Raw genomic sequence first — 24,756 nt, 5'->3', positions numbered from 1 at the left:
CCTCAGAGCCGGACGCGCGGGTCGATAAAGGCGGTGAGCAGGTCCACCAACAGCGTGATCAGGACGGTCGAGACCGCAAAGATCAGCGTCAGGCCCTGCACGACGTAATAGTCGCGGCCGAGCAACGCATTGACCATCAGCGTGCCAAGCCCGGGCACCGCATAGACGGTTTCGACGATGATGGCGCCGCCGATCATGAAAGCCACCATGACGCCAAGCAGGTTGAGGGTCGGCAGCACGGCGTTCGGCAACATGGTCTGCCAGAAGAGTTGCCGTTCCGTCGCGCCTTGCGCCCGCGCGGCCGTAACGAAGTCGGCCGTGGTCTTTTCGATGAGCGCGGCGCGCAGGCTCTGCGTCAGAACCGGAACCAGCCAGATGGCCGTCGACAGGGCTGGCAGGAAGAGGTGATGAAGATGGCCCGTGAAACCGGTGCCGTAACCCGAGACGGGGAACCAGCCGAGGCTGACGCCGAAGAAGCGCGACATCATGATACCCAGCCAGAACACCGGGATGGTGAGGCCGGCGATCCCTACCAGACGAATGATCTGGTCGGCGATGCCGCCTGGACGGCGGGCGCCGAGGATGGCGAGCGCGACCGTCGGCGGGATGGCGAGGCACAGCACGTAGCCGGTCAGGAAGAGTGTCGGCCACATGAACTGCTCGATGAGCTGGCTCACCGGCCGCTGAAAGCGCAGCGACAGGCCGATATCGCCCGAAACCAGGTTCGCGAGATAGGTCAGGAACTGGCGCCAGAGTGGCAGGTCGAGTCCATATTGCGAACGGATCGCCGCGATGGTGTCGGGGCTCGCCCTCTCACCGGCCAGAAGCCGCGCGGGATCGCCGGGGGCCATGTGAACCAACAGAAACGTCACGAGGCTGATGCCCGCGAGCACGCCGATCAATTGCAGCAGGCGCCGCGCAATGAGTTGCAGAAGGGACAAATCCGGTTCTCCGGTTCGAGCGTCAAGGGCACGCCCCTATGGGCGCGCTTGAGGCGGAATCACTGGCCGATGGACGTCTCTTCCAGGGTCCATTGCAGCGAGGGGGTCAGCTTAAGGCCTTGCAGACGCTTTGAATAGGCAACCGCATTCGGCGCGTAGTAGAGCGGAATCTGCGCGACCTCTTCCGTGGTGACCTTCTGGATTTCCTTGTAGATCTGCGCGCGCTTGACCGGTTCTGCCTCCTTGGTGCCCTGCTCGACGAGTTCGTCCACCTTCGGGTTCGCATAGAAGGTGTTGTAGGAGTTGGAACCGCAGCTTCCACACACCGCCCAGCGGACGGCGAGATCGGGATCGGGCGTCTCGTTGTACCACCAGTTGGCCGCAGCGTCGTAGTCGCCCTTGCCGGTGGCATCCCACCAGGCGCCGCTGTCGACATTGACGATGACCGGCTTCAGGCCGATCGCTTGCCATTGCGCCTGGATTAGCAACGCCGTCTGCTGGGAGGGCGCGTCTGCCGCCGCCAGGATCTTCACTTCGTGCCCCACCATGCCGGATTCGGCCAGCAGTTCCTTCGCTTTTGCCGGATCATAGGGGATGCCCGGATAATCCTTGTCATGGAAATCAACGCTGCCCGGCAGCGTGGTGTTTGCCGGCTCGGCATAACCGCGCGTGATGGCCTTGGCCATCGCCTTGTTGTCGATCGCCATGCCGGCCGCCTGCCGGGCCTTCATATTGGAGAAGGGCTCGCGCTTGTGGTTCAGCAGGGTCATGTAGATCGTAGTCGAGGGCTCGAGCCGCATATCGATGGCGTCGGCCGCCTTCAGCTCGTCGATCTGCGCCCACGGCACCGCGCGCACCACGTCGATCTCGCCGGCCTTCAGCATGGCTATGCGCGTTTCCGGCGAGGCAACCTCGATCAGTTCGACCGTGGCGTCCGACTTCGGATAGCCCTTGCGCCAGTAATGCGGATTGGGTTCGAGAATGAGCCTTTCGTTCGGTTTCCACTGCTTGACCGCGTAGGGACCGGACGTAACCGGAACGGTGGCAAAGGCTGCTTCTTCGCCTCGCTTCTCGACATCAGCCTTGGAGACGATGCCCATGTTCCAGATCTCCGCGTTCCCGAGGAATGGCGCGAAAGCCGACTTGAGCGTGACCAACACGGTCTTCGGATCGGCTGCCGTAACCGACTCCACCGCACCGAGCGGTGCGGGATAAGCCGACTTCTTGTCGCTGCGAATTCGCTCGAGGCTGAACGCCACGTCACCGGCCGTGATCGGCGAGCCGTCGGAGAACTGCGCGTCACGCAGATGGAACGTGTAGGTTTTGCCGTCCTCGGAAATATTCCATGTTTCGGCAAGCCCCGGCTCCAAGGCACCGGTCTCCGAATTGCGCCGCAGCAGGCGTGAATAAAGCTGGCCGTAGGTTTCGATGTTGCCGGCCGCTGCGGAGCGCATCGGATCGAGCGTCGTAGTCTGGTAAGGCGAAACGACGCGGATGGCATCATCGGCGAGGGCCGGAACGGCCCCAAACAAACCCATCGCGACGAGGGCAGCCCCGTGCAACACCGCGCCCGCAGCCCGCGTGCGGAATCCGCTCAAGGAATTCATCTTGTTCTCCTCCCGGTATTTCTCTTGTGCCTTTCGGCATGAGCAGAGGCTATGTGATGTTCCTAACTTATGTCAACAAAAAAGTTGAAAAGATAACACCGGCCCGCTTCTAGCGCGCGACCCTAGCGCCCGGGCCAGCGATGACGACACAACGGAACAAGAAACGACGACGGCTTCTTCAAAAACAGCCATTCAAGCGTCACTGATGGCGAATTTGGTGCTGATCGCGAGTTTGAAGGCACTCCAAACGCGTGGCGCGAACCGCGAGTGCTCGTCGGCCGTTCGGCTGTGGAATGCTGGTCAGCTTGCGCCCCACGCCGACGAGCCTCCGCCAGCACAGACCGAGATGAACGGAGGTAATTCCCAGCACCCCAGTGGGCCACGGATGTATCGATCTGCCGGGAACTGAAGCCACCGTAGGCCGCACGAACGACACGGCTCACACGCGGTGGAAGCAGTGTCAGCGCGACGTATTCAAGGGCAGTCCTCATAGGGGGAGCTATCTGCCAACAGTAGGATGCCGTTGATTGAGGCAGACTTTGCCCAAAGCTGCAGGCTGGATACAAGTCACCTAGACGGCCGAGCCTCAAAGACTACACCGATGTACCGCGTTCACGACCGATAGCGTTCCGCTATTCAAAGATCTCTTGCCATCCCAAATCTTTGCACGACCTGTGTTAGCAATGCATGAGCTGGCGAAGACGCTGGGGCCGGATCTGTATCATTGGTTTGCCGACCGTCAGTCGTGTCAATTTGAAACTCCGAAACAATCCCGCGCAACCGTTTTGCCTCGATGGCAAGGGCCGCGCTTGCAGCCGTGGATTCCTCGGCCATCGCTGCATTTTGCTGCGTGACCTGATCCATTTGATTGACTGACCGGTTGACCTCGGAAAGCGTAACCGACTGCTCGTTGGAAGCGACTGTGACGGCATCGAGCTGCGTGTTGATCAGCACGATCTGTTTCTCGATGATCTTGAGCGTATCTCCCGTATCGCGGACCAGCTTGACACCATTGCTGACCTCATCGACCGAATTCAGGATAAGATCCTTGATCTCTTTTGCAGCGTGCGCCGAGCGTTGAGCAAGCTCGCGCACCTCGTGGGCAACGACCGCGAAACCTTTTCCTGCCTCGCCGGACCGTGCGGCCTCAACGCCCGCATTGAGCGCCAGGAGATTGGTCTGAAATGCGATCTCGTCGATCACGCCGACAATCGCCGATATCTGCGAGGATGAGTGTTCGATGCGCTGCATCGCTTCGACAGCGCTGGAAACGACCTCCCCAGAGTGACGCGCCGACTTGTTCGCCTCGATCGCAACGTGTCGAGCCTCCGCCATGCGCGTGCTGGAGCTGGCGATATTCTGGGTGATCTGATCCAGAGCAGCGGCAGTCTGCTCCAGAGAAGCGGCCTGATGCTCAGTCCGCCGCGACAGGTCCTGCGAGCTTAAGCTGATTTCCTGCGCGCCCTCATCGATCGATCCGGTGGCGTCTGACACGGCTCTTAAACTTTCGGCAAGTTGGGTTACGGCAGCATTGAAGTTTGCGCGTAAAGGTTCGAAATCTTCAGCGAAATTGTCGTCGAGCCTGAACACGAGGTTCCCGCCAGCGAGCTGCTTCAGGCCCTCGGCCAGTCCGGCCGTGGCGTCCGCCATGTCGTGTGCCCGCTGACGTTCGGTCTCGGCTATGCGCGCACGTTCGATCTCATTTGCGCCGCGACTGGCCTCTACATCCTTTTCGAGATCCCGTGTCCGTAACTCGTTGTCTCTAAAGATCTGGACCGCTCGGGCCATAGATCCAATCTCGTCACGGCGAATCGTCCCCTCGACGGCCGACGTGAGATCACCGTCGGCGATGACCTTCATCGTCGAAACCATCTGCTTGATCGGTTTGACCAGCCAGGCGCGAATTGCGAGAAAACCAAAGCACGAAACGGCGAGCAGTGCTGCGATAGCTGCTCCCAAACTCACCACAGACGTTTCACGCACGACGCTTAAAACACCAGCACGTTTTTGCTCCGCGTCCGAAGCGAGTTTTTCCGTCACGGACGTAAATCTTGGTGAAATTGCCGCGAAGGCGGGTTGGCACAAAGTGAGATAGAGTTGCTGCACCATGGCAAGTTCGGCTTCACTCGTCGCCCCGCGGGCAACAGCGATCGCTGCACCACAGGTGTCGGTCAGGACGGAGAAGCCATCCGCCTTCAACTTCGGCAGTTCGCTCTGCTCTGGAACAGCCTGGACGGCCAAATCCATGAACCTGACGAAGTTATCGCGCGCGTCATTCAGACCTGCTTCTGCGCGCGCCCTCGCCTCTTTCGACTTCGTCATCACCATGTCGCTGATGCTGGCACGTGCTGTTTCAAGACTTCGGTTCGACTGTGTTAAGCGAAGCGCTGCCGATGCATCCCGGTCGAGAAGCCCTTGGTAGCTATCGTTTACCTTGAGCATCTGTCGGCTCTGATACACCGTCAATCCCAGCGCCGTGACACCAAAAACGGCCATGATGACAAAGAACTTCCCGACAATGGAAACATGTTTCACAAGCCACTCCTCTAAGCCCGGTCACGGCGCGATGTTCAGGTTCTGCGTTTCAGATTCAGAAATCCAAGAAAAAATGGCTGCCGCCGACCTCGTATTCGACGACAGCCAAGTTGCCTGGGAGGGCAGGAGAAAGGGCTTGAAGCCCCTAGTTCGGTGATAGTCGTGCACGTTCTGTCAGTCGCGGATCGCAGTTCCCGTTACCGGATCGAACCAGTGCAACTTCGCCAGATCGACACTCAGTGGCAGCTGTTGATTGGGGCGTGGTGTCAGCGCCGGTGGGATCCGCGCCACAAGTCGGTTTTTACCTTTGTTCGGAAAGTCTTCGGTATCTTCGGCATCGTTTATGTTGACCGGCGGTGACGCGATGTCGAAAAAGACGAAAGTGTCAGCGCCAAGCGCTTCGGCAATCGGAACCTGCTCGTTGAACAAGGCCTCAGACGCGGGACAAACCTGAAACATCTCCGGTCGAATTCCAACGATGACCTGCCGGCCAACATATTCCGATAGCGCCGCCTTGGCGGGGATGGAGAAGGATGTCTTCGTTCCAGTTACCGCGGCTTTGAGAGATCCGGCTTCCGCCGTCAGATCGACGCGCACAAAATTCATGGCGGGCGAGCCGATGAATCCGGCGACGAAAAGGTTGGCCGGTTTATCGTAAAGCATCTGCGGGGTGTCGATTTGCTGGAGATTGCTCCCCTGTCCGTTGAACACTGGCTTCAGCACAGCCACACGATCGCCCATGGTCATGGCCTCGACCTGGTCGTGGGTTACGTAGAGCGTCGTTACACCGAGCCGCTGGTTGAGCAGCTTGAGTTCACCGCGCATCTGTACGCGGAGCTTGGCATCAAGGTTTGAAAGCGGCTCGTCCATCAGAAAGGCCATGGGATGGCGAACGATCGCCCGACCCATTGCCACACGTTGGCGCTGACCACCGGACAGTGCCCCTGGTTTGCGTTCGAGATAGCGGGTGAGGTCGAGCATTTCCGCCGCGTCACGCACCAGCTTGTCGATCTTGTCCTTGGGCATTTTGCGCTGCTGTAGACCGAAGGCCATATTGTCGTAGACAGTCATATGGGGGTAAAGCGCGTAGTTCTGAAAAACCATCGCGATATCCCGGTCCTGGGGTTCAGTCTCGGTGACATCGGCGTCCTCCATGAGGAGCCGCCCGCTGTTGAGCGTTTCAAGACCCGCTGCCATCCGCAACAGTGTGGACTTGCCACAACCCGACGGGCCGACCAACACGACGAATTCTCCGTCCGCAACCGAAAAACTTACATTCGCAACGGCAACGGTTCCGTCCGGAAAGGTCTTGCCGATCCCGTCGAAGGTCATGGACGCCATTTTTATTTACTCCCCGTATTTTTTCGGGCGAGGCAAGCCGCACTGCGTGCAGAGATGCCCCGCGCTTTTGGTTCCGGCTTTAGCCGATGTTCACAGCCTTGCCGGTCGCGACGGATTCCTCGATCGCGGCCAGGATCTTGGTGTTTGCTAGGCCGTCTTGCGCATCTGCCAGCAGCGGAGCGTCGCGCACCACGCTATCGACAAAGCGAGCAATGGATTCCAATACGAAGCCACCGATACGCGTCGCGCCGGTCGGCGTTATGCCGATATAGTCATTGTATTTCAGTCCGCCGTCGACGATCTTACGCAGGCCGCCGCTATGGGTGGGGTCCGCCTGGACCTGGCCCTTTTCACCAACAAACTCGATCTTGAAATCGACCAGCGAAGGATTGTCACGCGACAGGATCCAGCTGTTCTCCATGGTCACGACTGTGCCTTTGGAAAACTCAAGGATGGAGACATGGAAGTCCTTGGTGTCCACGCCGCCGGCAGACAGCGTGCCTGAGCGTGCAACCGAATAGACCCGCACGACCTCGTCTGCGAGAATGAACCGAAGGACGTCAACGAGATGGCTGCCCAGAAACCAAAGTGCCGAAGACTTCGCAGCCCAGCTCAGCATTTCAAACGGGACAAAGGTCGTATTCGAAAGACGCGCCGTCCCGTGCTTTGCCAGGCCGATTTGACCGTCTTGGATCATGTCGCGGATTTGGGCGAGTATCGGGTTCACCCGGTTGTGGAAATCAATCATCAGCTTGCCTTTGGACTTTGCGGCAGCCGCAGCAATTTCCTCGGCTTCACGCACTGTCGTCGCAAGCGGCTTTTCGCTCAACACGTGTTTATCGGCTTTCAGAGCCGCGAGAATGATCGGCGTATGGGTAAAATCAGGCGTCGCGACCGAGATGGCATCGATCTGATCGCTTGAGATCAGGTTCTGGTAGTCGGTGAAGGCCTGCGTTGCGCCGTAGGTTTCCTTCATCTTCAGCGCCCTGCCCTCATCGAGGTCGCAGACGCCGACCAGCTCAGTCTCCGGCAAGACGTTAAAGGTATGGGCGTGGTTGCCGCCCCAAAGACCGGCGCCGATGACGCCCATTCGCAGTTTGCTCATTGCATTACTCCATTCATAAAAGGAAAGCTCAGCCCTTCACCGAACCAAAGGTGAGGCCTCGAACGACGTATCGATCGAAAACGAGGAAGATGATCATCGGAGGTATCATCGCGAGCACCGCAGCGGCGGCGATGTAGTTCCAGGTCACTCCGCTTGTAGCGAAATATCCAAGTGTTCCGATCGGAAGGGTGGCGGTGGAGCGCGAGCTCAGCACCAGCGGAAAGGCGGCGTTGTTCCATGCGAACACGAAGGCGAACATCGAGGTGACGATGATGCCGGGGCGAACGATCGGCAGCGTGATCCGCAACATGATCGTGTACCAGCGCGCGCCGTCGACCCGGGCAGCCTCCTCGAGCTCCACCGGCACCTCGTCGATGAAACTCTTCATCAGCCAGACGGAAAACGGGATCGTCAGCGTCTGCAGGACGAGGATCATCGAGAAGTAGGAACCCTGCAGGCCGATCCTCGTGATGAGGATGAAATAGGGGATCAGGAACGCAACCGGCGGGGCCATCAACAACCCGAGATACCACAACATGATGTTCTTCTTGCCGCGCAGCTTGAAACGGGACAACGCGTAGGCAGCAGGCACCGAAAAGGGCAGATTAAGGAGTACAGCACCAATCGCAACGATCAGACTGTTGACCAGTTGCGGTGCGTTGGTGCCGGGATCGACGAGGATGTGCCGGAATGCGTCGAGATTGGGCTCGAATGTAAGTTGTGGCGGCATGGTGAATGCCGTCTCGGCCGGGCGGATCGCAAGGGCGATGAACCAAAGGATCGGACCGACGAAGATTGCCAGGAAGAGGAGGCCGGCGGCGTAGGTGAGTGCCGTGTTGAAGCTTGTGTGGCGGCGGGACATTTTACCACTCCTCGTTTCGGAACGCGAAGAAGACATAGAGGGCAACGATGACGTTGACGATCAGGACCGTGATCCAGGTCATGGCGCTGACGAGACCAATGTTGAAGTTCACGAGACCCTGTTCGTAGAGGGAGTAACCAAGGGTACGCGTGGAAGTCCCCGGTCCGCCGCGGGTGAGCACAAGCACCGTGTCGAAGGTGTTGAATATCTGCATGAAGCGCAGCATGACGATGATGATCGCAGTGCGCTTGATCAGCGGCAGCTTGATCCGCATCAGGATCGTCCACGCAGATGCCCTATCCAGTCGCGCGGCCTCTAAAATCTCATCGGGAACGGCCAAAAGGCTCGCATAGAGGACGATTGCGAAGAACGGTGTCCATTGCCAGATGTCGACGAAGAGGATGGCGGCAAGCGCTGTCGATGGCGAGCCGAGAATGCCTTCCGCGGGAACGGGGAGCCAGAGCGACTGCAACACCCAGCTTAACAGTCCGCCACCGGGATCGTAGAGGTAGCGGAACAAAAATCCGACGACGATTGGCGCGATCGTTGTGGGCAGGATCAACAAGGCGCGCACGATGTTCATGCCGGGCAACGCCTTGAGCAGGATGAGCGCGATCGCCAGGCCGAATATGAACTCAAGCGCCGTGCCAAGGATAGACAGGATCAGAGTATTGGTAAGCGCGGCGCGAAAGTCGAATGCATTGAGGGCCTGCACATAATTTTCGAAGCCAACGAACTGGAGCGGCTCCGGGCCGATTTGCAGATTCCAGAAGTAGAAGCTCGATCTGAGCGCAAACAGCAAGGGGTAGGCGATCAGCGCGAGCAGCATCACGACCGAAGGCGCGATCAACAAGTAAGGCAGGTTTCGTCGGATAAAGCTCTTCCGGGCAGGCCCGAGGGCGCGCGGAGAGCGAACAGTTGTCGTGTGCATGGCCAGATCCAGTTCTTCTTCACGTGGCTGCTGGCGCGACCGCGGTCGCGCCAGCCCGAGGAGAACTCTATTACTTCTTGGCGATCAGGGCTTTGGCCCCGTCAAGAGTATCTGCGTAGCTGTCCTTTTGATAAGGGATCATTAGATTGCCCTTCAGGATGCTCTCGAACAGGCTGTTGGCACGTTCAAGGCCGGTCTTCGGCTCTTCGGTGCCGGTCAGGAGCTGGTTCAATGTAAGGCCCAGCACGCTTTCGACGGCCGTGTAACCAGGTACAGGCGGGCGCGTGACCTTGCCATTGCCCTGCTTCATCATCGCATATTGCACGTCGAGGTAAGGATAGATCGCCTTGACTTCCTCGTCTTCATAGAGCGAAACGCGCGCAAAGTCGGAGAACTGATAGTTGAGGTCCGGCCAAAGAGCCATTTTCTTCTGCGTGGCCTTCGAGGTCGCCCATTTGATGAACGCGTAGCCTGCCTCTTGCCGTTCCGAGCTGGATGGGATCCCAAGGCTCCAGCCGCCGAGGCTGACCGTCTGAGGCACCCCCTCGGCTTTCGGCAAGGCCGCAGTTGCGTACTTGTCCATGACATCCGACTTCTTGCCGGTCATGTAGCCCGAGTTCTTGATCAGATAGAAGTACGGGGTCCACCAGTAGAACATCCCGATATCGCCCTTGGCAAAACGGGTTCCGGCATCGAACCAGACATAGTTGATCGCTTCTGGAGGAGACAGCTTGTAGAGCTGCCTGTAAACTTCAACAGACTTGATCCAGGCCGGGCTTGTCAGCTGTGGGGCGAAGTCCCACGGAGCGGCCGGGAACGATTTGAACCAGTTCGCACCGTGGCTTGCCGACACCTGCGTGAACATGTGGACGATCGGCGACGGCTGGGAACCGCAAACAACGGTTGGAAAGAGCGGCTTGCCGCCGAAGGATTTGCCTTCCATCGACTTCAGGGTGTCGATGTATTTCGTCCAGGTCCAGTCTTCCGACGTCTCGGTCGGCGGTGCCGCAATGCCGAGTTCGTCAAAGACATCCTTGCGGTACATGACACCCTGCGCATAGGCGGCGACCGGCAATGTGCCGACCTGGCCGCGCCACATATTCGATGAGTAAAGGACCTCGGGGATGAAGTCGGAGAGGTCGAATTCGCTGTCCTTGGCAATAAAATCGTTCAGCGAGATGATCCAGCCGTTGTCGAGATATTGCCCGAGCCACATCTGATCGACGACGATGACATCGGCGTCGGAGGTCTTGGCGACAAAGGCAGACACGAGGCGAGACTGAAGGGCGTCATAGGAGAGGCTTTCCAGTTCCACCTTGATGCCAGTTTCCTTCTCGTATTCTGGCACGAGCGCCTTCATCGAGAAGAAGAACGGGTCTTCAACGGATAGGACGCGCACCGTGTTCGCATCTTGTGCGGCACCGCGCCGTGGAATGGCCAATGAACCCGCGCCAGCTACAAGAGCTGCGACGGAAGCGCTTTTCAGCAGCTCACGGCGCGACATATTTCCGATATCGATTGTCATAAGAGCCTCCTCATTTGATTTGTATTCCAATCGCGGGAGCTCAGCGTAGCCCTTGGGCTTCCGCCAATGATACCGAGATTGTTACCCCTAGTTTGCTTTTGTCAGCAGTTAGTTTGTACTTCGCACAAACTTATGATAGTGTCAAGAAGTCGCCGCAGTGAAAATTCCGCTTTACCGCGCGCAGCGCACGCCACCCCACTGGCGTCACTGGAAAGGCCCTATGCTGTCTGGTCGTTCGAGAACGTACAGGCTACAAAGGATTAAGCAGATTGGAGATGTCAAATTGAAGTTTGAGAGCCAGCCGTCCTATTCGTTGGGCCAGCGCACCCCCGCGAGCAGAGAAGTCGCTGCCGGAGAGAGTGGCGGCAACGTGACGCTTGTCTCGCAGTCGGCACTTGGCGCCATAAACCGTGGCCGCGTTCTACAAGCATTGTATGACAACGGGCCAAAAAGCCGGGCAGATCTCGCGCGACTTGCCGGCGTAAACCGCACGACGATAACTGGTATTGTCCAGCCAATGATCGAGGATCAGCTCCTCGTCGAGGGAGACGCTTCGCCCTCCGACGTCAAAGGCGGCAAGCCCGCTCGCCCGCTTTATTTCAACCCCGACGCACCGATGCTTGGCGCTGTCCTCCTACTGCCTGGCACCATACAAGCGTGCCTTGTCGCGCTAACCGGTGAAATCAAGGCAGTCACAAAAGCCGAGTTCGATCCGCTTGGCGATACAGAAGCATTCATCGCGGTCATGACAAAGACGCTTACTGCTACACTTTCTGAGGCCCAGCTGGCGCCGTTTGGCATTGGCGTGGCCTCTGCTGGAATGATCGACAGTGACAATGGGACCATTCTTACCGTCAACCTTGCTCCCGTCCTGACGGGACTTCCACTTGTAGCGATATTGCAAGAACGCTTCTCTCTTCCGGTTGTCATCGATCATCACCCCCGTGCCTTACTTGTTGGGGACAGATGGTTCGGGCCCGGGCGCGGCCAACAAAATTTTGCGGCAGTCTATACCGGTGAGGTTCTCGGCGGAGCCTTCTTCATCGATGGTAAGGTCTATCGCGGACTTGCCGGATCCGGCGGCGAGCTCGGTCACAGCGTGGTGCAGATCGATGGTGCCCTTTGCAATTGCGGAAAGCATGGCTGCTGGGAGACTGTCGCTGCCCTTCCCTGGCTGCGAAAAGAAGCCGCACGAATGGGCTTGCCACATCCCAAAAGCATCACCTGTGCTCGGCTTGTCAAGGAAGCAGACGAGGGCTCAAACGCGGCAGATGAGTTGCTCGACCGCTACACCCGCAATGTCGCTTTCGGCATCGTCAATTTGCAGCAAACACTGTCCCTCAACTCCTACGTCCTTCATGGAGACGTCGCCGGAGGCGGCATGAGAGCTGCAGAGCTGATCCGGCAACATGTCGAGCGGCTTGTGGTTAAGAGACCCGGTCAAGAGATATCGATCACGGTGAATGGGATCGGCGAAGGCCATACGGCTCTGCGTGGCGCGGCGGGTCTGGTTTTATCGAGCCACCTCAAGCTGGTCATTTGAGGATTCAAAGCGGCGGCGAACGTAAGGAGGCGACGTCGCGGACCTGCAAGGAGTCAGTTCGCGCTCGGACCGCCGCGTAGACCCCTTAACAGACGCGGGCATGCAATCGATTTTCTAAGGTCGGGACCTGGGTTTGCGACCGTTAAGGTAAGGGCTGCCATCGTCTGCGACGGCAGCGGAAAAGAGAGACGCAAAGAACGGAATACAAGCCGCCCCGATCGCACCGGCGCGAGGGCCAAGCCGGGAGGCCTCGACTGGGGCAGCCTGCAAGCCGCGCGACGGGCCAAGGATTGACTGACTGGAAATTGCGCTCATCAGTTTGTCTGTCAACAATTCTGGCAGCCGTCCCCCCAGGACAATCAGGGCCGGGTCAAACATCGCCGTTGCAACGCGTACCGTCTCGCTGAGTTGCTTGCCGGCGCGTTCAATCCAGCTTTCCAGTGCCGCTTTGGCCCTGTCTGGCAAACGCTCAAGATCGGGGAAGTCGTGGATGACAAAGCCGGCATCATTGAGGGTGGCAAAGAGGTCTTGGCCGGATGGGCGAGGCAGGTCGTACGGGTAGAGAACTCCGGGCAGGCAGGCGTTTCCATTGGCACCGCGGTACGGCCGTCCGTCGATAACTGCCCCTCCCCCGACGCCGTGGCCGATGTGAATGAAGAACATTGGATCCGGCTGCAGTGAGCGTCCGCCGAACACGTACTCTCCGAGCGCTGCAGCTGTTCCATCATTTTCGATGTAATAGGGCGCCTCGAACGTCGCTTTGAAGGCATTGTCCGCCCCGCCATCATCGAAAGCCGGGAAGAAGCTGTGGGCCTTGAGGATGCTCGACATTGTGCCGAAATTGCCGGGTACCGAGCAGCCGATCCCGAGAAGCCTATCCTTAGGTGCTCCAAGGTCGGCCAGCATCGCCGTGATTGCGGCCTGCGCCGCCTTTGCCACAGACAGAGCAGTGCTGGTCTCGATGCCGACTGATCTGGACGCAAGAATCTCGCCCGCCAGATCGACAATTGCGACCTCCATGCGGGTGACGGAGAATGTTATCCCGGCCGAAAGATACCGGTCAGCTCGCAAACTGAGCAAGCGCCGAGGTTGGCCTTGGGCGCCGGTCCGCTCGGCCACCTCGATCAGAAGTTCCATTTCAATCAGACGGCCTATCAGCCGCGTAACCGAAGCGCCCGTCATGCCGGAACGTTCGGCAAGGTCGACCCGCGCAATCTTCTTACCCACAAAAATCAACTCGACCAGTCGTCGTTCGTTCCGTGAAAGGTCCATCGTTCCAGGCATGCCCCAAATTGTTTGTTGCCTGGAGCTATTGCAAACCAAATTAAATTACGCAATGTAATTAAACCGTCATATTGCTCCCGTACCAAGGAGCTCGATTGTAATGAACGGCGAAACTAACGGGAGAACGCCCATGCATCAGATCAAACGCTTGTTGACCCGCACGGCAGTGTTCGTTGCGATTGCCTTTCCGGCCCTGGCCGACAGCCTTGTCCTTTATTCACCTCAAGGGGAGGACAACGTCCATTGGATCGCCGAGCAGGCTAAAGCCGCCGGCCACGACGTGCAGTTTCTGCGCGCGCCCGGAGGAGAACTCTTCGATCGGCTCGTCGCCGAAAAGAACAACCCGCAGGCCGATGTCGTCCTCGGCATGGTTGACTCGTCAATGGCTCTGCTGAAAAAGGACGGCCTGTTCCAGCCGTACGCTCCGGTCTGGGCGGCGGACCTCCCCGCCCAATACAAGGACAAGGAAGGCATTGTCCACAAATTCTGGAGCACACCCATCGTCATCGCCTATGATGCGGACAAGCTAGCCGCAGAGCAGGCGCCTAAAAGCTGGCTGGACCTGACGAAAGGCGAGTTCAAGGGCAAATACGTCATCGGCAACACCGCCTGGCAGACGACAAGGGTCTATCTTGCCGGCATCATGGCCCGGTTCCTCGACGACAAGGGCGAAGTCACTCAGGCTGGATGGGATTTTCTTGGCGGCTTCTATGCGAACGCAATCGTTGTCGAGGATGCCGATGCGCGAAAGGAAGCCTACAAGTCGGGCGGTGCGATCATCAATCTGAACTGGTTCGGTGGCGTCATCAAGGATGCCAAGGAGCTCGGAATGCCCGTCAAGGTCATTGACACGGAAGGCGGCACGCCGGTCATCTCCGAAGGCGTTGCGATCATGGCGGGAACCGATCAACTAGATCAGGCAAAGGCATTTGTTGACTGGTTTGGCTCAGCCGATGTCATGGCCGCCTATGCCCAGAAGTTCGGGCAGGTGCCGGTGCTGCCAGCGGCGCTGGCGAAATCACCACCCGAAGTGCAGGCGAATGCGGGATTGGTCAAGGCGCAGCCGATCGACTGGGATGCGATCGCGCCCAAACTGGACGGCTGGTTGCAGAGGGTCGAACTCGAGATCCGGTAAAGGTGTAGGACCGGGTGACGCAGATCACCGGCTTTAAAGGAATGTGATCATGGCAACCCCGATCCTCATCGTCGACAAACTCCATATTGGCTATGGCGACAAGGTCGTCATTCGCGACCTGTCGCTCGACATTCAAGAAGGCGAGTTCGTTGCTCTTCTCGGCCCCTCCGGCAGCGGCAAATCCAGCATTCTGAGAGCACTCGCGGGCTTTCATTCGGCCATGAGCGGGCGCATCGTCCTTGAAGGAAAAGATATCACCAACGCGGCTCCGGAACGCCGGAATGTCGGCATGGTGTTCCAAAACTACGCGCTATTTCCAACGATGACGGCATTCGAAAACATCGCCTTTGCTTTGCGTGTCGCGAAGATGCCGCAGAGCGAGATTGGCAGGCGCGTCGCGCAGATCGCCGAAACATCGGGGATCACGGAGCAGCTGCACAAGAAGCCGGCGACCATGTCAGGCGGGCAGCAACAACGGGTCGCGATCGCGCGCGCACTCGTAGCGGGCTCGAAAGTGCTGTTATTCGACGAACCGTTGTCCAATCTTGACGCCAAGGTGCGAGTGACGATGCGACGGGAGATCAAGAGGCTTCAGCAGGAATTTGGATTCACGGCAGTCTTTGTCACGCATGATCAGGAAGACGCACTCACCATGTCCGACAGGATCGTCGTGCTGGCAAACGGTGGCGTTGAACAGATCGGTAGTGGGCGTACTCTTTACCGGGAGCCTGCGACGCCGTTTATCTGCGAGTTCATCGGCACCGCCAACGAACTGCCCGCACCACTTGGCGCCCAGATCCTGGGCCACGACGTTCGGGGGCGCATCTTTGTCCGACACGAAGATGTATTCGTTGGGAAAGCGGCACAAGCCGGGTTGCCGGCAACCGTCCTCCATGTGGAATTCCTTGGCGCCCACAGCCGCATCGACCTGGATGCCGCCGGGCATCTTGTCTCGGCGGCCAGCATGGGCCACGAGTTGCCCGAAATCGGTGAGACGGTGTCCTGGACCATCCGGCCGGGCTCTGCCCATATCTTCGGGGAAGTAAACCAATGAACCGCGCCGCTGTCGTCGAGCGTGTAGCCTATTGGATCGGGTTGGCAGCTCTGATCTGGATTGTCGTCACCTTCCTGATCCTGCCGCTTCTCGCGTCGCTTCAGGCAGCATTTTTCAAGGACGGCAGCCTGGCGGTCGGCCAGGTCGTAAGCGAACTTTCAAGATCGCGAAGAGTGCGCACCGCCCTTTGGAACACCGTTTGGATGACATCAGCGACCATGGTTACGGTGACCGTTGTCGGGCTTTTCCAGGTGGTCGTCCTTGAATATTTTCACGTGCGCGGTCGCGCACTCTTAAAAATCGCCTATGCAACGCCGTTGGTCTTCGGCGGCGTCGTTGCGGCGGCGGGATACAACTTCACCTATGGTCCCGGCGGTGCGGTGACACATCTGGTCAAGGCTATCGTTCCCAGCCTGCCGCAAGACTGGTTCATCGGCTGGTTTGGCGTGCTCTTCACGCATACCTTTCTGATGACCACCTTTTACTATCTTTTTCTGCGTGCTGGGATGCGCCGCGTCGACTATGCAACCATCGAAGCCGCGCGCAGTATGGGCGCCTCAGAATATACGATCCTTCGGCGTGTGGTACTTCCCGCAATCCTGCCGACCCTGCTCGCTGTAACCCTCCTCACCCTCTACACCGCGATCAGCTCTTTCGCCGCCCCACAGGTACTGGGCGGTCGCGATTTCCACATGCTGAGCCAGATGGTGCTGACCTTGAACAGCCTGCGCCGTCCCGACATGGCCGCCTTACTCGCGCTTATGATGGGACTATGTCTCATGGCGCTTATACTGCTGTCTCAATATTACGAAGCACGGGGCTCCGATGTCGGTGGAGCGAAAGCGACCGCGCCCATCCAGCTGCGTAAAATTCGCAAGCCGATCGGCAATGCAGTGCTACATTTTTTTGCCTATCTTCTTGTGGCTATCTACGCGGTGCCGATCGCTCTAGTCGTGCTCTTCTCCTTCGCCCCAGCCGCGAGTATCGGCATCGAAGTGATCCCGTCCAGCCTGACACTGAAGAACTATGCACGCATCTTTACCGAGGGCTCTGCCTTTCTTCCGTTCTTCAACTCCATAGTGATGAGCCTTGTCGCGGTATCGGCGGCGCTCGTCGTTACACTCTTTGCCGTCCCGGTTATTCTGGGTCGGCGCAGTTGGCTGACGCGCCTTCTGGACATTGCTTTTTTCCTGCCATGGGTAGTTCCTAGCATCCTGCTTGCAGTCGGGCTGATCGTCACCTTCGACACCCCAAACCTGCTTGTTGGAAACGCGGTCCTCCTCGGTGGCTACTGGCTGCTGCCGATTGGTTACGCCATCGTTGCCCTACCGCTTATGGTGAGGTTCCTGCGGGCGGCCTTCATGGGGATCGATCCGGCCTATAACGAGGCGGCCCGTTCGATGGGCGCCACGGGTCTGTATCGCTACCGCCGCATCATCCTGCCGATAGTTGCGCCGACAGCTATCCTCGTCGCCGGGATGGCATTCAACGATCTCCTGTCGGAATACCCCTTGTCGGCGTTTCTATACAACGTCAACAACAAGCCGCTGCCGATCGCAATCGTAGACAGCTCGTTGTCCGTCGATCCTGAGCAGGCCGCGCTCAACCTCGTCTACGTCACTCTGATCATGGCGTTTTCACTGGCGATCATTCTGCTGGCCGAGCGCATCGGCCTCGGCAAAGGTCCGGAAACCACAACACTTTAGAACAGGAGACTGATCCATTGGATACCTGCATCACCGTCTGGCATTGGCCGCACCAGGAGCGTTGGTACGACGAAGGCATTCGCAACTCGCTGACCCTGATCAAGGAAGCTGGCTTCACACACATAAACTGGAATCCCGACTCCGGCAGTTCGTACTGGCTGGCCGACGCCGAGATCGAGTTTACAAGCAAGATCGTGGCCGACGCTGGGCTGAAGGTGCACTCGGTTCATGGCAGCAATGGCCGCAATCCGATCACCGAGATCGGCCACAAAAATCACGGTCCTTTCGCGATGGAGATGCGCAAAGACTTGCTGTCGCCTCATGAATGGCAGCGCCGCAGCGGTGTCGAGCTGTTGCGTAACCGTATCGACCTGGCAGCTGCGTTCCAATCCCCCAACGTGGTTCTGCACATCGATATCACCGACAACGTGTTCCGCAGCGAAGCCGCCGAACAGGAGTTCTTCGATCCCCTATTTCAGTCTCTCGACGAGATCAGGCCCTACTGCATCGAAAAAGGCGTGCAGATCGCCGCGGAAACTCTTCTTTGCGCCAACGCCCAAAATTTTCTCAACCTTTATGATCGCCTCTTCGCTCGCTATGGCAAGGAGTTCATCGGTGTCTGTTTCGATTGTGGCCACTGGGAACTGATCGAGCCAGGCAAGCTCACCGTGCTGGAGCGTTTCGGGGATCGTCTCATCGCTACCCATATTCATGACAATTTTGGAGCAATGGACGACCATCTTTTGCCATTCGACGGCCGGTTGGACTGGCACACCATCATCTCAGCGATCGCAGCAACGCCTTACCAGACGCCGCTCAACTTCGAGACACCAATGGATCGGTATGGGATTCCAGAATCCGCCTACTATCGCCGCGCCCACAGGGTTGCCGTCAGGCTCGAGGAGATGGTCGCCGAGGCGCGCGCAAGGAACAGCGCATGACGGAGGATGCGCTTACCGCTCGTCTCGCAACTCTCCACGGCGTCGTGTCAAAAGTGGCGGCGTTCACGCTTGAACGGTTTCATGGTCGGGATGGATGGACAGTCGAGACCAAAGGAGCTGCCGACTACGTCAGTGCCGTCGATCGCGACGCAGAGACCCTCGCTCGGCGACTGCTTGCAGTCGACCTTCCAGACGACCTTGTCGTTGGCGAGGAACAAGGGGGGAACGCGACAGGAAACTACTGGCTAATCGACCCGGTGGATGGCACCGCCAACTTTATCAGCGGGATACCGATTTGGTCAGTTTCAATCGCCTACGTCTTAGCGGACAAGCCAGTGCTCGGCGCAGTCGCTCTGCCGGCGCTTGGAACGATGATCTGGGCCGCATCGGATGGCGCTCTTAACGTCCATGGGCCGTTGAAGTTGATCGAGCCGAACGTTTCCGCGGCGTTTGGGACTGGCCGAAACCGGGTATGGCCGACGGTGCATAGAGTAGAGGTAGAAGCTGAAATCGAAGCTGCCGGGTACCATGTCGTCAGTCTCGGTAGTTGCGCGGCTTCCCTGGCTCTCGTCGCGACGGGTCGGCTCGCCGGATATATTGAACACGGGACCAATCTCTGGGATTGTGCGGCCGGACATGTCCTTTGCCTTGCGGCAAAGAAACCCTCCCTTATTGTGTCGGATCAAATAGATCAAAAGGTCTCGATCATTGCAGGCGCGGAGCTGCAACCCGGTTGATCAGCGAACGATGCCCTGACCAGTCGGAGCAAGAGCTTAGCACTGCAGAACGAATGCGAAGACGTTGTGCTCCTCAGCCGGGTGCGAATGGAAGGAAGCCGACGAAACCGCTAATTTTCCAAGCGCTGCCTTCCTTCGTGCAAAAGAACACCGATTGCCAGTTCAATATCTGAGAGCCGCCTTCCTCAATGGCGATTTTGTCATTGAATGTCTTTCTGGCGGTAGCCGTTTGCCCTTCCACCCGGATGTCGAGCATATTTGATGCCCGGTAAAGCGCATCTCTGCGGTCTTCGGCATATCGGGTTGAAGCTGAGCGCTGGGCATCGCCGAGCCAGGCGTCACGGTAGGCTTCGACTGTTGGAAACCGAACCTCCCAGTCCGCGGGATCGAGCGAGCCCTTCGCATCAAGTCCGCAAAAGCCGTCAAACTTGAAAGATGGGGCAAAGACCGTTCAATCCTGGGCGACAAAGCCGTCAACGTCTTTGCGCACGAGCATTTCCCAGATGGCATAGCGGTCAGTGTCGGCATGGAATGGGTTGACATCAAAGGGCATTGGGCAGGTTCCTAGTGTTGGGGTGACTCCATCACACCTATCCGGTTTCCAATTGACAATCTAGTATGTTTGTGCGACGCACGTATTAACAGCGCAGCTGTTTTACCGCGGCTCAGGCGCATCGGCGTTGCGTCGAACGATTTCGCCGGAAGGAACAGGCGTATGACAGTCTACCTAGTTGGAATCGATGGCGGCGGCACGAGCTGCCGTGCCGCAGTTGCCGGTCCTGACGGGCGTATCCTTGCGCGGGCCCACTCCGGCCCAGCCAACATTCTCTCCGATCCGGATACGGCGCTTGAGAACATTGCCGACGCAACCCGCGCAGCTTTCGACGCGGCAGGTCTTGATCCCCATAGTATCGCCTCGGCGCGGGCGGTTCTTGGCGTCGCGGGCAACAATGTCGGTGATGCCGTTCACTACGTGAAGAACAGGCTACCTTTCGCCGAGGCGGACATCGAGTCAGACGGGCTGATCGCGCTACAGGGTGCGCTTGGCGATAGTGACGGAGCTGTCGCCATTTTAGGAACGGGCACGATCTACATCTCACGCCACCGCGATACGGTGACCTACATTGGCGGATGGGGCTTTACTGTCGGCGACTTTGGCAGCGGCGCTCGTATTGGGCATGCGCTTTTGCAAGAATCGCTGCTGGCTCATGACGGCATCCATGCCATGTCCGCAGTGAGCACCTCCGTCCTAGCGGAATTCAAAAACAATCCGAGGGAAATCGTCGAGTTTGCCCGGCAGGCAAAGCCCGGTGCCTTCGCTCGTTATGCTCCACGGGTTTTCGAATACGCCAACCAGGGCGATGCCGTTGCCACGCGCCTGCTGAACGACGCCGCTGCTTCGGTTGACGAAGCGCTTGATTGTCTTGTTGCACGAGGGACACGGACGATTTGCCTTCTCGGCGGGTTGGGGACGCTCTACTCGTCCCGGATCGCCCCACGACATCAAAAAGTCATGGCCCTGCCTGAGGGTGATGCATTGACCGGGGCCGTTTCCTTGGCAGTCTCGCGTTTCGGGCGTCTAAAGGCGATCGTATGAGTGACAGACTTACGACCGTGGCTCCACGATGGAGCATAGACATCGGCGGAGCCGGTCCACTCTACCATAGGCTTCGCCAGGTGATTGAAGAGGCAATCCTCTCCGGTAAACTCAATGAGGGTGACCCTCTTCATCCCGAGCGGGATCTGGCTGAGCACTTGCAAGTCAGCCGCGTCACGGTCCGAAAGGCAATCGACCACCTCGTCCACGACGGGTTCTTGGTCCGTCGACCCGGCTCGGGAACCTTCGTTGGAGCATTGGCGGTCCGGGCGGATCAGCCTCTGTCACGCGCGAACATCTTAATAGGCGACGTCCCCTGGTGTGGATCGTACACGGACGTTGAGTGGATCGATCGCAGTATGTCTCATCCGGCCCCCGAAGAGATGATGACACTCGGCCTGTCTGGCGGCAGTCGCGTTGCGCGTCTCACGCGCTTGCAGCGTTCGGCGGGCCGGCCGATTGCTATAGAATGCACATGCATTTCCTCAGAGTTCCTGCCCGACGCGCTTAGCATTCGCTCCTCGATCTACAAAACGCTCACGGACGCGAACTTTCGACCCGTCCGAGCGATGCAGCGCATCTCCGCATGCAACATCGAAGACCCGGATGCCTGCATGCTCGGCGTCACCATTGGAGCCGCCGGTCTCTTGACTAAGCGCGTTGCTTATCTCGCATCGGGCCGCGCGGTTGCGTTCACCCGCTCAGTTTTTCGAGGCGATGCCGACTGTTTCGTCACTGAACTGGCCATTCCCGAAAACTGAAACTCTTCTCACGAAACAGGACCGCTATCATGCAGGCAACCACGCAAACGAACATGCGCCAAGAGATCGACGAAATTCCAGAGGCTGCGGCGAGGTTGCTCCATCGCTCAGTGAAAGAATTCGCTTTGATCGGCGCAGCTTTACGCGCCAAGGATCCTGCATTCGTCGTCACAGTCGCGCGCGGCTCGTCCGACCACGCCGCCTTGTTCCTGAAATATGCGATCGAGCTCACCGCGAAATTGCCCGTGGCTTCGATTGGACCGTCGCTCGCGTCAATCTACGGCACCGAGCTCAAGCTTGGTCGCGGCGCAGCCATCGCGATCTCGCAATCTGGAAAAAGCCCCGACATTGTCGCCCTGGCGGAAACAGCCACGCGCGCGGGCGCCACATCGATCGCTCTGACGAACACGCTCCCCTCACCGCTTGCGAACGCCTGCAAACATTCCCTCAACATTCTAGCCGGTCCGGAAAATGCGGTCGCCGCCACCAAGTCTTATGTGAACTCCGTCGTCGCAGGCCTTGCGGTGCTGGCTGAGTGGACCGGGGATTCTGCGCTTAAGCGCGCGGTGGCGGATCTACCGACGCACTTTGCCGCCGCAGCGAAACTTGATTGGCGGGAATTTGCCGCCGACGCCGGAGAAGCCGAATCCATCTACGTGCTGGGTCGCGGCCCGGCGTTGGCGATCGCCAACGAAGCGGCATTGAAGTTCAAGGAAGCGACCGGGATTCATGCCGAAGCCTTTTCCGCGGCCGAAGTCCTGCACGGACCGGTCGCAATCGTCGGCACGCGTTTCCCGGTACTGGCGCTTGCGGCCCGCGACGCCGCAGAGCGCTCGGTCGCAGAAATGGCTGACGAACTGGTTGCCAAGGGCGCCTTCGTCCATATTACGTCGACGCTCTCGGCAAGGGCAAAGCCACTGCCCCTCGTCGAGACCGGGCACCCTATCACCGATGCACTGACGCTGGTCCTGCCTTTTTACGTTTTTGTCGAAGCATGGTCACGTTCGCGAGGCCATAATCCCGATGCGCCCGCACACCTGAAGAAGGTCACGGAAACGCGATGAGTTCGAACCTGAAGATCAAGGGCGCCCGGATATTCGACGGCATGGAATGGCATGACGATGCCGTGCTTGTCATTGAGGCCGGGCGCGTCGCTTCGGTTGCCGCCGAAAATGCCGACTGGACCGGAGAAACGGTCGACGCACGCGGACATATTGTTGTCCCCGGCTTCATCGATTTGCAAGTCAATGGCGGCGGCGGCGCGCTTTTCAACGAGCAGCCGACGCTTGAAGGTATTCGGAAGATCTGTGAAACCCACGCGCGATTCGGCACAACGGCGTTGCTGCCGACGCTGATCACCGACACGCGCGAGGCAACAACCGCTGCCATAAAAGCCGGTGTCGAGGCGAAAGCAGCTGCCATACCCGGCTTCCTCGGACTTCATCTCGAAGGACCGCACTTGTCAGTGGTGAAAAAAGGTGCTCACGATCCCTCGCTCATTCGTCCCATGGAAGAGCCAGATCTCGATGAATTGCTGTCCTGCATGCGGGCACTCGGCTGCCTGGTGGTGACGATTGCTCCGGAGAATACAACCATCGAGCAGGTGAAACGTCTTGCCAATGCCGGCATCATCATCAGCCTCGGCCATACGGATGCAGGCTTTGAGACTGCCTGCGGCTACGCGGCAGCGGGAGCCCGTGTCGTTACTCATCTGTTCAATGCGATGAGCGGCCTTGGTCACCGCGAGCCGGGGGTCGTCGGCGCCGCACTGGCGACCGGTACGCTCTTTGCGGGGATAATCGCCGATGGCTTCCATGTCGAACCGGCAGCAATTGGCATTGCGATCCGAAGCAAACAGGGCCCCGGCCAGATTTTCTTGGTCACCGATGCGATGTCGACCATCGGCACTGATATGACACGCTTTCAACTGAACGGCCGCGGAATTGTACGCGAAGGCGGACGCCTGACGCTTTATGACGGCACTCTCGCTGGCGCCGACATTGACATGCTTTCCTCCGTGCGTTTCGTGCATGAGAAACTCGGCCTGCCGCTGGAGGAGGCGCTCCGGATGGCCTCGGCCTATCCCGCTGACGCCGTGGGCATTTCCGAGCAGAAAGGCCGGATTGTACCTGGAGCCGACGCGGATTTCATAATTCTGACGCCCGAGCTTGCGTTGAAGTCAAGTTGGATCGGCGGACGAAGGGTGTTCGAAACCGCCGTTCATATGTGAATGCAAGTCGAGCTGTCGGAGTTTCTCCTCTGGTAGAGGCCAGTTTTGCGGAAACCCGCTGCTCCTGGCTACCTTATTGAGGATGAGGCGATCGGCAGGAGTGTCCATAGATACCGCTACGCAAGCCTAGATTGATTTTTAGACTGATATAATAACAAACGTTGAGGGGCTCACCGTGACCTGTTCCACCTGACCACCAAAACGGAGTGACACATGCAGGACTGGCTCGATAAGCTGACCGATCTTTCCGCGCTACAAGGCGACGAGAGCATCCTCAGGCAAGCAATTGCGGACTTCGCCGACCAAGCTGGCTTCGGCGGATACGCTTACCTGTACATCCGGCCGGGCCACACGATTGCCGCATCCAACTATGATCCCGAATGGCGGTCGACCTATTTCCGACAAAACTTCGAAGCTGTCGATCCAGTTGTCAAACGCGCCAAATCCCTGAAGCAAGCGTTTACATGGAGTGGAGAGCAGGAACGGCCCCGCCTCTCCAAAACCGAGCGGGCTTTCTATGCCCAAGCCGCCGACTTCGGCATTCGCTCCGGCATCACCGTCCCGATCAGGACAGCAAACGGGTCGATGTCAATGTTCACTTTGGCCTCCGCGAAAACGGCAATCGACCTCAAGCGCGATATCGACACAGTTGCGGCCGCCGCAGCTGTTGGGCAACTCCATAGCCGCATGTGCTTTCTGCCACTGACGCCTAGCGAACAGCATCCTGCTTGGCTGGATCCCAAGGAAGGTACGTATCTTCGTTGGATCGCGGTCGGCAAAACCATGGAGGAAGTGGCGGACCTGGAAGGGGTTAAATACAATTCAGTGAAGAGCAAGATCGAGGAGACGAGAAAGCGCCTCGGTATCCATACAATGCCTCATCTGATTGCGCTTGCCATCCGTGCCGGGCTTATCTGAGCC

At 58.5% G+C, this 24,756-nt stretch carries 21 protein-coding genes; 11 read left to right on the top strand and 10 right to left on the bottom strand.

Annotated elements, in window-relative coordinates:
- Window positions 1-2: 2 nt before the first annotated feature.
- The 8 genes from RHEC894_RS23240 to RHEC894_RS23205 all read right to left on the bottom strand — a co-directional run bounded on the left by RHEC894_RS23240 (window position 3) and on the right by RHEC894_RS23205 (window position 10,847).
- Window positions 3-941 (bottom strand): ABC transporter permease, encoded by a 939-nt coding sequence (locus RHEC894_RS23240; protein WP_085739370.1) that lies wholly within the window; start codon window positions 939-941, stop codon window positions 3-5.
- 59 nt (window positions 942-1,000) lie between these two features.
- Window positions 1,001-2,548: an ABC transporter substrate-binding protein gene (locus tag RHEC894_RS23235; protein ID WP_085739369.1), complete on the bottom strand. Its 1,548-nt coding sequence runs from the start codon at window positions 2,546-2,548 to the stop codon at window positions 1,001-1,003.
- A gap of 636 nt (window positions 2,549-3,184) precedes the next feature.
- Window positions 3,185-5,083, bottom strand: coding sequence for a HAMP domain-containing methyl-accepting chemotaxis protein (locus RHEC894_RS23230; RefSeq protein WP_085739368.1), 1,899 nt, complete (start codon window positions 5,081-5,083; stop codon window positions 3,185-3,187).
- 174 nt (window positions 5,084-5,257) lie between these two features.
- On the bottom strand, window positions 5,258-6,424 hold the full coding sequence (ugpC, locus tag RHEC894_RS23225; protein ID WP_085739367.1) for a sn-glycerol-3-phosphate ABC transporter ATP-binding protein UgpC: 1,167 nt from the start codon (window positions 6,422-6,424) through the stop codon (window positions 5,258-5,260).
- Window positions 6,425-6,503: 79 nt separating this feature from the next.
- Window positions 6,504-7,529 carry a Gfo/Idh/MocA family oxidoreductase gene (locus RHEC894_RS23220; protein ID WP_085739366.1) on the bottom strand — a complete coding sequence of 342 codons (1,026 nt, stop codon included), beginning with the start codon at window positions 7,527-7,529 and terminating at the stop codon, window positions 6,504-6,506.
- Window positions 7,530-7,557: 28 nt separating this feature from the next.
- Entirely contained in the window at window positions 7,558-8,391 is an 834-nt protein-coding gene (locus RHEC894_RS23215; protein ID WP_027681768.1) for a carbohydrate ABC transporter permease, read from the bottom strand.
- Between the two features lies 1 nt (window position 8,392).
- On the bottom strand, window positions 8,393-9,322 hold the full coding sequence (locus RHEC894_RS23210) for a sugar ABC transporter permease (RefSeq protein ID WP_085739365.1): 930 nt from the start codon (window positions 9,320-9,322) through the stop codon (window positions 8,393-8,395).
- A 70-nt stretch (window positions 9,323-9,392) separates the two neighbouring features.
- Complete coding sequence (locus RHEC894_RS23205; protein ID WP_085739364.1) at window positions 9,393-10,847, bottom strand: extracellular solute-binding protein; 1,455 nt, start codon at window positions 10,845-10,847, stop codon at window positions 9,393-9,395.
- A gap of 283 nt (window positions 10,848-11,130) precedes the next feature.
- On the opposite strand from RHEC894_RS23205, the gene RHEC894_RS23200 reads away from it, so the two are divergent.
- Window positions 11,131-12,390, top strand: coding sequence for an ROK family transcriptional regulator (locus tag RHEC894_RS23200; protein WP_085739500.1), 1,260 nt, complete (start codon window positions 11,131-11,133; stop codon window positions 12,388-12,390).
- Between the two features lie 114 nt (window positions 12,391-12,504).
- Here the strand turns inward: RHEC894_RS23200 and RHEC894_RS23195 are convergent, their stop codons facing one another.
- Window positions 12,505-13,662, bottom strand: coding sequence for an ROK family transcriptional regulator (locus RHEC894_RS23195; protein WP_085739499.1), 1,158 nt, complete (start codon window positions 13,660-13,662; stop codon window positions 12,505-12,507).
- A gap of 142 nt (window positions 13,663-13,804) precedes the next feature.
- Here RHEC894_RS23195 and RHEC894_RS23190 point away from each other — a divergent pair, with 142 nt between their 5' ends.
- Genes RHEC894_RS23190 through RHEC894_RS23170 form a run of 5 tightly spaced genes read left to right on the top strand, consistent with a single transcriptional unit; the run spans window position 13,805 to window position 19,247 of the window.
- On the top strand, window positions 13,805-14,809 hold the full coding sequence (locus tag RHEC894_RS23190) for an extracellular solute-binding protein (protein ID WP_085739363.1): 1,005 nt from the start codon (window positions 13,805-13,807) through the stop codon (window positions 14,807-14,809).
- Between the two features lie 49 nt (window positions 14,810-14,858).
- Window positions 14,859-15,863 carry an ABC transporter ATP-binding protein gene (locus RHEC894_RS23185; protein WP_085739362.1) on the top strand — a complete coding sequence of 335 codons (1,005 nt, stop codon included), beginning with the start codon at window positions 14,859-14,861 and terminating at the stop codon, window positions 15,861-15,863.
- A complete protein-coding gene (locus RHEC894_RS23180; protein WP_085739361.1) occupies window positions 15,860-17,569 on the top strand; it encodes an iron ABC transporter permease in 1,710 nt (569 codons plus the stop codon). Before RHEC894_RS23185 ends, RHEC894_RS23180 begins: the two co-directional genes overlap by 4 nt.
- A 17-nt stretch (window positions 17,570-17,586) precedes the next feature.
- Window positions 17,587-18,510, top strand: coding sequence for a sugar phosphate isomerase/epimerase family protein (locus RHEC894_RS23175; RefSeq protein ID WP_085739360.1), 924 nt, complete (start codon window positions 17,587-17,589; stop codon window positions 18,508-18,510).
- Window positions 18,507-19,247, top strand: a complete 741-nt coding sequence (locus RHEC894_RS23170) for an inositol monophosphatase family protein (protein WP_085739359.1) — start codon at window positions 18,507-18,509, stop codon at window positions 19,245-19,247. The genes RHEC894_RS23175 and RHEC894_RS23170 overlap by 4 nt, the downstream gene beginning before the upstream one ends.
- 73 nt (window positions 19,248-19,320) lie before the next feature.
- On the opposite strand, the gene RHEC894_RS33470 is transcribed toward RHEC894_RS23170, so the two are convergent.
- The gene (locus tag RHEC894_RS33470) at window positions 19,321-19,503 is read right to left on the bottom strand and encodes a hypothetical protein (protein WP_245339543.1); all 183 of its coding nucleotides are present in this window, start codon (window positions 19,501-19,503) and stop codon (window positions 19,321-19,323) included.
- 459 nt (window positions 19,504-19,962) lie between these two features.
- Here RHEC894_RS33470 and RHEC894_RS23160 point away from each other — a divergent pair, with 459 nt between their 5' ends.
- The 5 genes from RHEC894_RS23160 to traR all read left to right on the top strand — a co-directional run bounded on the left by RHEC894_RS23160 (window position 19,963) and on the right by traR (window position 24,753).
- Window positions 19,963-20,844, top strand: coding sequence for an N-acetylglucosamine kinase (locus tag RHEC894_RS23160; protein ID WP_085739358.1), 882 nt, complete (start codon window positions 19,963-19,965; stop codon window positions 20,842-20,844).
- Window positions 20,841-21,605, top strand: coding sequence for a GntR family transcriptional regulator (locus RHEC894_RS23155; protein ID WP_085739357.1), 765 nt, complete (start codon window positions 20,841-20,843; stop codon window positions 21,603-21,605). Before RHEC894_RS23160 ends, RHEC894_RS23155 begins: the two co-directional genes overlap by 4 nt.
- Window positions 21,606-21,634: 29 nt before the next feature.
- Window positions 21,635-22,669 (top strand): SIS domain-containing protein, encoded by a 1,035-nt coding sequence (locus RHEC894_RS23150; protein WP_085739356.1) that lies wholly within the window; start codon window positions 21,635-21,637, stop codon window positions 22,667-22,669.
- The gene (gene nagA / locus RHEC894_RS23145) at window positions 22,666-23,835 is read left to right on the top strand and encodes an N-acetylglucosamine-6-phosphate deacetylase (protein WP_085739355.1); all 1,170 of its coding nucleotides are present in this window, start codon (window positions 22,666-22,668) and stop codon (window positions 23,833-23,835) included. The genes RHEC894_RS23150 and nagA overlap by 4 nt, the downstream gene beginning before the upstream one ends.
- Window positions 23,836-24,048: 213 nt before the next feature.
- Window positions 24,049-24,753 (top strand): transcriptional regulator TraR, encoded by a 705-nt coding sequence (gene traR, locus RHEC894_RS23140; protein WP_085739354.1) that lies wholly within the window; start codon window positions 24,049-24,051, stop codon window positions 24,751-24,753.
- Window positions 24,754-24,756 lie beyond the last annotated feature (3 nt).

Origin of the sequence: Rhizobium sp. CIAT894 (assembly GCF_000172795.2) — a bacterium.
GTDB lineage: Bacteria > Pseudomonadota > Alphaproteobacteria > Rhizobiales > Rhizobiaceae > Rhizobium.
The sequence above is the reverse complement of the archived record's forward strand: the minus strand, read 5'-3'. Positions and strand labels throughout refer to the sequence as shown.